Below are 10403 nucleotides of genomic sequence, written 5' to 3' on the forward strand. Positions count from 1 at the left end.
TATGAGTGTATATTTTTATATGTTAGCATCATTTTTCATTATCTTAGTGATGTTAAGAGTTGTATTTGGTGAAGTAGAAGGACGTCAATCAAGAAAAAGAGTTAATATTCGTTATTTCTTATTATTTGATAAGAAATTTGAATATCGTCAACAAATTTCAATGTTAATATTAGGAATGTTTTGTTATTTGATGACATCTGATGAAAAAATGTTTTCTACATTATGGTTATTTGAACTAGTTGGTTTTGGAGCAGTAGCGATGATAGGTGACGCTATTGGACAAGTTCTTTATTTCTATTATGTTAAACTTCGCTTTAAAAAGGATATTCAAGAAGCAAAGGAACTAAAAGATGGAATTGAAGAAGCTTTAAAACATCAAGATAATCAATTAATGCAACAAACAATGCCTAATTATAACCCTCATCAAGTGATTGCTTCTTATTTTAAAGAAGAAAATCATGTTGCTTTTGTCAGTGTAGATGGTGGGGAATTTGTGAATCAGTTTGATTATTTACCTCCTATTACTTATGTTGTAGAAGGAAATGTCAACAAAGCAAATGAAACATTAGCTAACAAAGGGGTAAAAGTAACAACAGTAACACAAAATGGTAAAATGCCTTTCAAAGATGAAAAGATTGATGTGATTGTTAATGAATTAGCTAATTATGATAAATTTGAAATGTATCGAGTTTTAAAACCCGGTGGATACTTTATTGTTGATCAAATGGGTAGTGACAATTATAAAGAGATTATCAATATGTTTATTCCTTTTAAAATGAAAGGACAATGGAATAAAGAAGTTTGTCAAGATACACTAAAAGAAATAGGTTTTGATATCGTTGATGGTTTTGAAGATATGGGACATCTTCGCTTTGATTCACTATCAGCTCTATTAGCTTTTATTAAAACAATTTCTCCAGAAAGAGTAGACCGATATGAACAATTTATTAATTTCTATGCAGCTGCATTGAAACAATTAAAGAAAAATCATTACTATGATTTAACAACACATCGCTTCCTTGTTGTAGCTAGAAAAAAAGGATAGATTCAATGAAAATTTGAATCTATTTTTTATTTGTTTTGAATTTTAAAATAAAATTTTATTGATTTTATGGACTTTTTTTAGTGCTGATGAAAGCGCATAATTTTTTTTTGAAAATGGGTGGAAATAACGAGAATTAGATGTTATAATCATGGTATAGAAATTTTAAGGAGGAGTCATATAATGGCAGAAAAATTATCATTTGTCGTATCTGATCCAGTAGGATTACATGCTAGACCAGCTACAATTTTAGTTAACCAAGCAAGCAAATTTACAAGCAATATTAAATTAATTTATAACGATAAAGAAGTTAACTTAAAATCAATCATGGGAGTTATGTCTTTAGGTGTTCCTACTAAAGCAACAGTTGAAATTGTTGCTGAAGGTGATGACGAAAAAGACGTAATCGCTTCAATTGCAAAAGTAATTAAAGAACAAAAAGTTGCTGAATAGTAACTAAAAGGAATCCTAAGGATTCCTTTTTTTATCTGGAGGTATTATGAAAAAAATAACAAAAACGAATGCACTAAGAATGCTAGATAAACATCATATTGACTATGAAATATTAGAATATGAATATGATGAAGAACATTTAAGTGGGGATCATATCCTTCACCAAGTTGATTTAGCAGCAAGCCAAATTTATAAAACTTTAGTACTTCAAGACCATGATCGACATTATCTAGTATGCTGCATTCCTATCTTAGAAGAAATTGATTTAAAGAAACTGGCTAAAGCGGCACATGTTAAAAATGTAGCTATGATTCATCAAAAAGATTTACTTTCTGTTACGGGTTATATTCGTGGTGGTTGTAGTCCGGTAGGAATGAAAAAACAATTTCCAACTTATTTTCAAGAAGATATTTTAAAAGAAGAAAAAGTGGCTTTTTCTGCTGGCAAAAGAGGTATGCAAGTTGTTTTAAAACCTCAAGATATAATTGATATGGTTCAAGGAAAACTTGTAAGTGTAATAAAGGAATAATAAAGATGTTACAGTGTTATTATGGAACAGGTAAAGGTAAAACAACAGCAGCGGTTGGTCAAGCTATAAGAATGAAAGGCGCTGGATATCAAGTCTTATTTATCCAGTTTTTAAAAGATGGTCAAAGTAGTGAAATACCCATGTTAGAAAAGTGTGGTATTAAAGTGGTGTATAAAAAGATGCCGCAACTCTTTATTGATATGCATGATCCACAAATGATCAAAGAAGTCAGCCAATTAGAGAATGAACTTTTTGATTTAATTGATGAAAAATATGATGGGATTATTTTAGATGAATTATTAGATGTTATTTCTTTAAATTTAATTAATGAAGGAAAAGTTTATGATCGTTTGCTTCAATTAAAGAAAAACCATGAAGTTATTCTTACTGGTAGAATGCCTAATCATAAAATAAAGGTGATACTAGATTATTCTAGTGAGATAAAAAAACATAAACATCCTTATGATCAAGGAGTCAAAGCAAGAAAAGGTATCGAGTTTTAGTTAATAAAATGTCATAATTTCATGATGAAAATGAATGGTTATTTTAATATATGTTTGATATAATGGTAATAAGAGGTGAATGACATGAATTATAAAGAAGAATACGAAAGATGGAATGTCTTTGAAGGTATGGATGCCGGATTAAAATCCGAATTACAAGCAATGAATGACAAAGAAAAAGAAGATGTTTTTTATACGAATCTTGAATTTGGTACAGCAGGTATGCGTGGTGTACTTGGTGCTGGGACAAATAGATTAAACATTTATACAATTAGAAAAGCTAATGTTGGATTTGCTAAATATGTGCTTGGTTTACCTGAAGGAAAAGAAAGAGGAGTGGCTATCGGTTATGATAACCGTCATATGTCTTATCGTTTTGCTATTGAATCAGCAAAAGTGTTAGCCACATATGGTATTAAATCTTATATTTTTGAAAGTTTAAGACCAACTCCTGAATTATCATTTGCTGTTCGTTATTTAAAATGTGCGGGTGGAATTATGATTACAGCAAGTCATAATCCAAAAGAATATAATGGTTATAAAGTATATGATGATACTGGATGCCAACTTATTCCAGAATGGGCAGATCAAGTTGTTGGTTATGTAAATGAAGTGGCTGATGAATTAAAAATTGAGGTTGTCAGTGATGATGAAGCTTATCCTTATATGACATGGATTGGTGAAGAAGTAGATGAAGCTTATTATAAAGAAGTCATGTCAATTGAAGTGAATCCAGGAATGGAAAAAGATGATTTTAAAATTGTCTTTTCACCACAACATGGTACAAGCAATATTCCAGTTAGAACATGTTTAACACGTTTAGGATACAATATTGTTCCTGTATTAGCACAATGTGCACCTGATCCTGATTTTTCTAATACAGCATCACCAAACCCTGAAGTTCCTTGTTCATACGATTTAGCTATTAAAAAAGCTAAAGAAGTTGATGCTGATGTTGTTGTTATTTGTGACCCTGATGGAGACCGTTTAGGCGTTGTTGCTAAACATGATGGGGAATATGTTTTAATGTCAGGAAATCAATCTGCTGCAGTTTATCTTGAATACATTCTTTCTCAATTAAAAGAACAAGGTAAATTACCAGCTAATGCAGTGATGTATAATACAATCGTAACAAGTGATTTAGGTGAATTAGTTGCCCGTAGTTATGGTGTTGATGTGGAAAAAACATTAACAGGATTTAAATTTATTGGTGATAAAATCCGTAAATATGAAGCAACCAAAGAAAAACAATTTATTTTTGGTTATGAAGAATCTTATGGTTGTGTAGTAAAAGACTTTGTTAGAGATAAAGATGCTGTTCAAGCAGTATTAACTGCTGCTGAAGCAGGAAATTATTATAAAAAACAAGGTAAAGATTTAATTGATGTTTTAAATGAATTATATCAAAAACATGGTACATTTAAAGAAACACAAGTTGCCCTTGCTAAAGCGGGAGCTGCAGGAGCTACAAGAATTAAAGAAATTATGGATAATTTAAGAAAAGATGCACCAACAGTTATTGGTGGTGTTAAAGTTACTAAGGTTGAAGATTACCAAAGTAGTACATGTTCAGATGGTTCAACAATTGATTTACCAAAATCAAATGTACTAAAATATTATTTAGAAGATGGTTCTTGGATTGCAGCAAGACCTAGTGGAACTGAACCAAAATGTAAATTCTATTTCTCTATTAAGGGTGTAGATGCAAATGATGCTGCAAGTAAAACAGAAGTATTCCAAAAAGATATGATGAAAATTATCGGTGAATAAAAGATAGCTAAGCTATCTTTTTTCATCTTTTGAAAACAGGGATATAAAAAATAATCTTGTTATATAATACTGGTGAAATGAATATTGGAGGTAAATGTTATGGGATTTCCTAAAGGATTTTTATGGGGTGGCGCAGTTGCTGCCAATCAATGTGAAGGTGCATATTTAGAAGATGGTAAAGGATTATCAGTACCAGATATGTTGTTAGGTGGAGATGTTAATACACCAAGAACATTCTTACCAAAGACTGATCCAGAAGCTTTTTATCCAAGTCATGAAGCTATTGATTTTTATCATCATTATAAAGAAGATATTAAATTATTTGCTGAAATGGGATGGAAAGTATTTAGATTATCAATTAACTGGGGACGAATTTTTCCAAATGGTGATGATGAAGAACCTAACGAAGCAGGTTTAGCTTTCTATGATAAAGTATTTGATGAATGTCATAAATATGGTATGGAACCATTAGTAACATTATGCCATTATGAAATACCTTGGAATATCGTTACTCAATATAACGGTTTCTCTGATCGTAGAGTTATTGATATGTTTGTTAAATACGCAACAACATGTATGAAACGTTATAAAGATAAAGTTAAATACTGGTTAACTTTTAATGAAATTAATATTGCTTGTATGGGTGAAGGTGGAATTGGAAATTTATATGGTCTAGGATTAATGGATCCGGATGATGTAAGTGCTGATCATAGAATTCCATTAAATGAATTAAAATCTAATGAACAAATTACATTTGAAGCATTACATAATGAATTTGTAGCAAGTGCTAAAACAGTTATTGAAGGTCATAAAATCAATCCTAATTTCATGATTGGTAATATGATTGCTCATACAACATTATATCCACTTACTCCTAATCCAAAAGATATCTTAGCTGCTTATAATGAAGATAACTTAAAAAATAATTTTTGTGGAGATGTACAAGTACGTGGAGAATATCCAACATATATCTTTAGATATTTTAAAGAACATAACATTGATACTTCTTATATTAGTGAAGAAGATAAGAAAATCTTAAAAGAAGGAACAATTGATTTCTATACATTCTCTTATTATATGTCTAACTGTGTTACTGTAGATGAAAACGCAGAACAAACAGCAGGAAATATGTCAAAAGGTGCTAAAAACCCATATTTAAAAGCATCTGATTGGGGATGGCAAATTGATCCAGATGGTTTAAGATACACATTAAATATCTTACATGATCGTTATCCTCATACACCATTAATGGTAGTAGAAAATGGATTCGGTGCTTTTGATAAAGTAGAAGAAGATGGATCTATTCATGATGATTATCGTATTGAATACTTCAAGGGACATGTTCATGCGATGAAAGAAGCTGTTGAAGATGGTGTACCATTAATTGGATATACAACTTGGGGACCAATTGATTTAGTATCAGCTGGTACAGGACAATATGCTAAACGTTATGGATTTATCTATGTTGATCGTCATGATGATGGAACAGGAGATTTCTCTAGAAGTAAAAAAGATTCATTTTACTGGTATAAAAAAGTATGTGAGTCAAATGGTGAAGAAATTTAACTACAGTTTAAAAACTGTAGTTTTTTCGTCTGTTTTACAATTTTTGTATTTCAAGTTGATTATGATATAAAAGGCTAAATCGTTTTGATATTAAAATGAAAACGCTATAATATTTAATGAAGATATATTTTATCTATGATATAATAAAATATATGAAAAAGGAGTGAATACACATGTTTGATAGTTTTTTAATTCATACTTTCCATGATGGAAATTGTTTACAGGCGTATAAAATCTTCGGAGCACATTTTGTTAGTGAAGAAGGGCAATTAGGTGTTCGCTTCACAGTCTATGCACCACATGCTTTAAGTGTACAAGTGGTTGGCGATTTTAACAATTGGGATGGAGAAAAACATTATATGGAACGTTATAATGATGGGGGTATTTGGTCATTATTTGTTCCCGGAATTAAGCAATATGATATTTATAAATATCGTATTGAAACTCCAAATGGAGCGTTAGTAGATCGTGCTGATCCGTATGCTTTTTTTAGTGAGTTAAGACCTGCTACGGCTTCTAAAGTGTTTGATATTGAAGGGTATAAGTGGAAAGATAAAAAATGGTTAGAGAAAAGAACAAAGAATTTTGATCGACCACTTAATATTTATGAAGCCAATATTGGTTCTTGGAAGATGAAAAGAGAAAGTCAAGGCGAAGGAGATGATGGGGAATTTTATTCATATGAAGAACTTATTGATGAAATGATTCCTTATGTTAAAAATATGGGTTATACCCATATTGAAGTCATGCCTTTAACAGAATATCCTTTTGATGGATCATGGGGATATCAAGCTACTGGTTTCTTTAGTGCGACAAGCCGTTATGGAAATCCAAAACAATTAATGGCTTTTATTGATGCTTGTCATAAAGCAGATATTGGTGTCATTATGGATTTTGTACCGGCACATTTTGTTAAGGATGGTCATGGTCTTCATATGTTTGATGGCGGTTTTGTTTATGATTATGAAGATATTAATCGTCGTTATAGTCCATGGGACAGTGTTTATTTTGATTTAGGTAAAAATGAAGTAAGAAGTTTTTTACTAAGTAGTGTTGATTTCTTTGCTACATATTTTCATATTGATGGTTTTAGATTTGATGCTGTCAGTAACCTTATTTATTACGAAGGTAATAAAGAATTAGGTGAAAATATTGGTGCAATGGAATGGATGAAACGATTGAATGGACATATGTCAGGTTATCATCCAACAGTGATGATGATTGCTGAAGATTCAACTGATTATCCAGGAGTAACAAAACCAGTTGGGGAACATGGTTTAGGTTTTGACTATAAATGGGATTTAGGTTGGATGAATGATACTTTGAAATATTTTAAATTAGATCCTATTTATCGTAAATATGATCATAATCTTATTACTTTTTCAATGGCTTATTTTTCATCAGAGAGATTCTTATTAGAGTTTTCTCATGATGAGGTAGTTCATGGTAAAGCAACCATTATTAATAAGATGTGGGGCTTAACTGGTGATAAGTTAGCACAAGTTAAATCACTTTATCTTTATATGATGGTTCATCCAGGTAAGAAATTGAATTTTATGGGAAATGAACTTGGTGAATATCGTGAGTGGGACGAAAAGAAATCACTTGGTTGGGAAATCTTAAAGTATCCAGATCATGATGCTTTTCATCATTATATAAAGAAATTAAATGAAATTTATCGTAAATATCCGGCTTTATATGAAGAAGATTATGATTATCGAGGATTTGAATGGTTGGTTGTTGATGATAATGAACAAAGTGTTTTTGCAATTCAAAGAACAGATAAACAAGGAAATAAGATTGTTGCAGTCATGAATTTTGTTGGTAATCGTCATGAAAAATATAAAGTACCAGTTAACGTAGAGGGAAGCTATAAGGAAATTTTAAATACTGATCAAGATATTTATTCTGGTAGTCACTTTATTAATCCTCGAGCTATTCGCTCTAAAAAGACAAAGAAGACGGATCGTAGTCCACTTGTTAATAAAGATCATTATATTGAGGTCAATATTGCCCCCTTTAGTTCAATGATTTTTGAAGTAAAACCTTCAAAGAAAAAAGTAGTAACAAAAAAGGAGAAATGAGATGTTTAAAAATAAAGAAGAATTTAAGTTTGAGTTTTCAAGAAGAATAATTGAATCTTACGGACGTACTGTTGAAGAAGCACATATTACTGAAAAGTTTTTAACATTAGAAACAATGGTAAGAGATTATGCGTCTGTAAACTGGGCCACTACTAAATCCGTAGTCAAAAATAATGAACAAAAACAAATGCATTATTTTTCAATGGAATTTTTAATGGGTCGTTTATTAGTAAATAACATGATGAATCTTGGTATCTATGATATTGCTAAAGAAGGACTTGCTGATTACGGTATTAACATTCATGATTTAGAAGAATTAGAAAGTGATGCTGGTTTAGGAAATGGTGGTTTAGGTCGTTTAGCTGCCTGCTTTATGGATTCATTAGCTTCATTAGATTATCCTGGTCATGGAAATAGTATTCGTTATGAATATGGTTTATTTAAACAAAAGATTGAAAATGGATATCAAATAGAACTTCCTGATCAATGGATGAAAACAGGATTTATGTGGGAAGTAAGAAAACCAAAACATCGTGTACCGGTAAAATTCTTTGGGCGTGTTGTATGGAATGAAAGTACTGGACGTTGGGAACATGTAGATGCAGTTGTTGTCAATGCAGTACCTTATGATGTACCAGTCGTTGGTAACGATACAACAACAACGAATACATTACGTTTATGGTCTGCTGAGCCAAGTGATGATATTCCTGCTAACAGCGACTTTAGACAATATGTGCAAAATGTAAGAGATATTTGTCAATGTTTATATCCTGATGATTCTACTCCTGCAGGTAAAATGTTACGTTTAAAACAAGAGTATTTTTTTACTGCTGCTGGGATCGCTGCTATTGTTAAAGCGCATTTAAGAGTTTATCCTAACTTAGATAATTTCCACGAAAAGAATGTTATCCAACTTAATGATACGCATCCAGTACTAGCAATTCCTGAATTAATGAGAATTTTAATTGATGAACATAATTATGAATGGGAAGACGCATGGGATATTGTGACGCAAACATTTGCTTATACAAACCATACAATTTTAGCTGAAGCATTAGAAACGTGGCCAATTAGCACAATGCAAACACTTTTACCACGTGTTTATCAAATTATTGAAGAAATTCACCGTCGTTTTATTGGTTATGTAAAAGAAGTATCACATCGTGATCAAGAATTAATTGATCGTGTGATGATTTTAAGAGATGGCACTGTTTATATGGCAAGACTTGCTATTGTAGGAAGTTTTAGTGTGAATGGGGTAGCACAATTGCATACTGATATCTTAAAAGAACGTGAATTAAAAGACTTCTGTGATATTTTCCCTAATAAATTTAATAATAAAACAAATGGTGTTACTCATCGTCGTTGGCTAGCCTATAGTAATCCTCAACTTGCTTCTTTAATTACTGAAACAATTGGTGATACTTGGGTTAAAAAACCAGAACATTTAGAAGATTTAATGGAACATGTCAAAGATCCAATCTTACAAAATCGTTTCTTAGATGTAAAACGTGAACGTAAACAAATCTTAGCTGATTATATTAAGGAACATAATGGTATTGAAGTGAATGTTGACAGTATTTTTGATATCCAAGTTAAAAGATTACATGCTTACAAACGTCAATTATTAAACATTTTACATGTTATTTATGAATATCAAGAAATGAAGAGTAATCCAAACTATCGTATTTATCCTCATACTTATATCTTTGGAGCAAAAGCAGCAAGTGCTTATTACTTTGCTAAAAAAGTTATTAAATTAATTAATAGTGTTGCTGATGTAGTCAATAATGATCCAGAAACAAATCAATACTTAAAAGTTGTTTTCTTAGAAAATTATGGAGTTACTTTAGCTGAAAAGATTATGCCTGCAGCTGATGTATCTGAACAAATCTCAACTGCTGGTAAAGAAGCAAGTGGTACAGGTAACATGAAATTTATGATGAATGGTGCGATTACATTAGGTACTTTAGATGGAGCTAATGTTGAAATTTCTGAGCGTGTAGGTGATGAAAACTGTGTCATCTTTGGTTTAAAAGATCAAGAAGTTAAAGATTTAAAAGCATCTGGAAATTATCATGCATGGGATTATTATAATAATGATATGCGCATTCGTCGTGCGGTAGATAGTTTAGTTAATGGTACTTTCCATGAAAATAAAGAAGAATTTAGAGTTATCTTTGAAGAATTAATGAATCGCAATGATGAATATTTATTATTGGCTGATTTTGCTAGTTATGTTGATGCTCAACATAGAGTAGCAACACTTTATCAAGATAAAAATAAATGGGCTGAAATTTGTTTAGTTAATATTGCTAAAAGTGGTTTCTTCTCAAGTGATCGTACAATTGAACAATATGTTCATGATATTTGGCATTTGGAAAAACTTAAATTCTAATCGAATACATCTGGCGCTTTAAATAATCGAGTGCTTTTATGAAAATCGCTATAAAATA

General features: G+C 31.0%; 8 protein-coding genes. All 8 read left to right on the plus strand.

All coding sequences use genetic code 11. The annotated features are described in order from the left end of the window. Position 1: 1 nt before the first annotated feature. Entirely contained in the window at positions 2-1045 is a 1044-nt protein-coding gene (locus tag DWZ53_RS09400; protein WP_118433828.1) for a class I SAM-dependent methyltransferase, read from the plus strand. 180 nt (positions 1046-1225) lie between these two features. Continuing rightward, positions 1226-1495 (plus strand): phosphocarrier protein HPr, encoded by a 270-nt coding sequence (locus DWZ53_RS09405; protein WP_118433830.1) that lies wholly within the window; start codon positions 1226-1228, stop codon positions 1493-1495. Positions 1496-1541: 46 nt separating this feature from the next. Further along, positions 1542-2024, plus strand: a complete 483-nt coding sequence (gene ybaK / locus DWZ53_RS09410) for a Cys-tRNA(Pro) deacylase (RefSeq protein ID WP_118433832.1) — start codon at positions 1542-1544, stop codon at positions 2022-2024. A gap of 5 nt (positions 2025-2029) precedes the next feature. Further along, positions 2030-2527, plus strand: coding sequence for a cob(I)yrinic acid a,c-diamide adenosyltransferase (locus DWZ53_RS09415; protein ID WP_118433834.1), 498 nt, complete (start codon positions 2030-2032; stop codon positions 2525-2527). Positions 2528-2611: 84 nt separating this feature from the next. After that, entirely contained in the window at positions 2612-4297 is a 1686-nt protein-coding gene (locus DWZ53_RS09420) for a phospho-sugar mutase (RefSeq protein WP_118433836.1), read from the plus strand. Between the two features lie 99 nt (positions 4298-4396). Next, positions 4397-5863 carry a glycoside hydrolase family 1 protein gene (locus DWZ53_RS09425; protein ID WP_118433838.1) on the plus strand — a complete coding sequence of 489 codons (1467 nt, stop codon included), beginning with the start codon at positions 4397-4399 and terminating at the stop codon, positions 5861-5863. Positions 5864-6036: 173 nt separating this feature from the next. Next, the gene (gene glgB / locus DWZ53_RS09430; protein ID WP_118433840.1) at positions 6037-7947 is read left to right on the plus strand and encodes a 1,4-alpha-glucan branching protein GlgB; all 1911 of its coding nucleotides are present in this window, start codon (positions 6037-6039) and stop codon (positions 7945-7947) included. A gap of 1 nt (position 7948) precedes the next feature. Beyond that, positions 7949-10345 (plus strand): glycogen/starch/alpha-glucan phosphorylase, encoded by a 2397-nt coding sequence (locus tag DWZ53_RS09435; RefSeq protein ID WP_118433842.1) that lies wholly within the window; start codon positions 7949-7951, stop codon positions 10343-10345. The last annotated feature ends 58 nt before the right edge of the window (positions 10346-10403 follow it).

The sequence above is a fragment of the Coprobacillus sp. AF33-1AC genome, from assembly GCF_003475785.1.
In the GTDB taxonomy this organism is placed as follows: Bacteria; Bacillota_I; Bacilli_A; order Erysipelotrichales; family Coprobacillaceae; genus Faecalibacillus.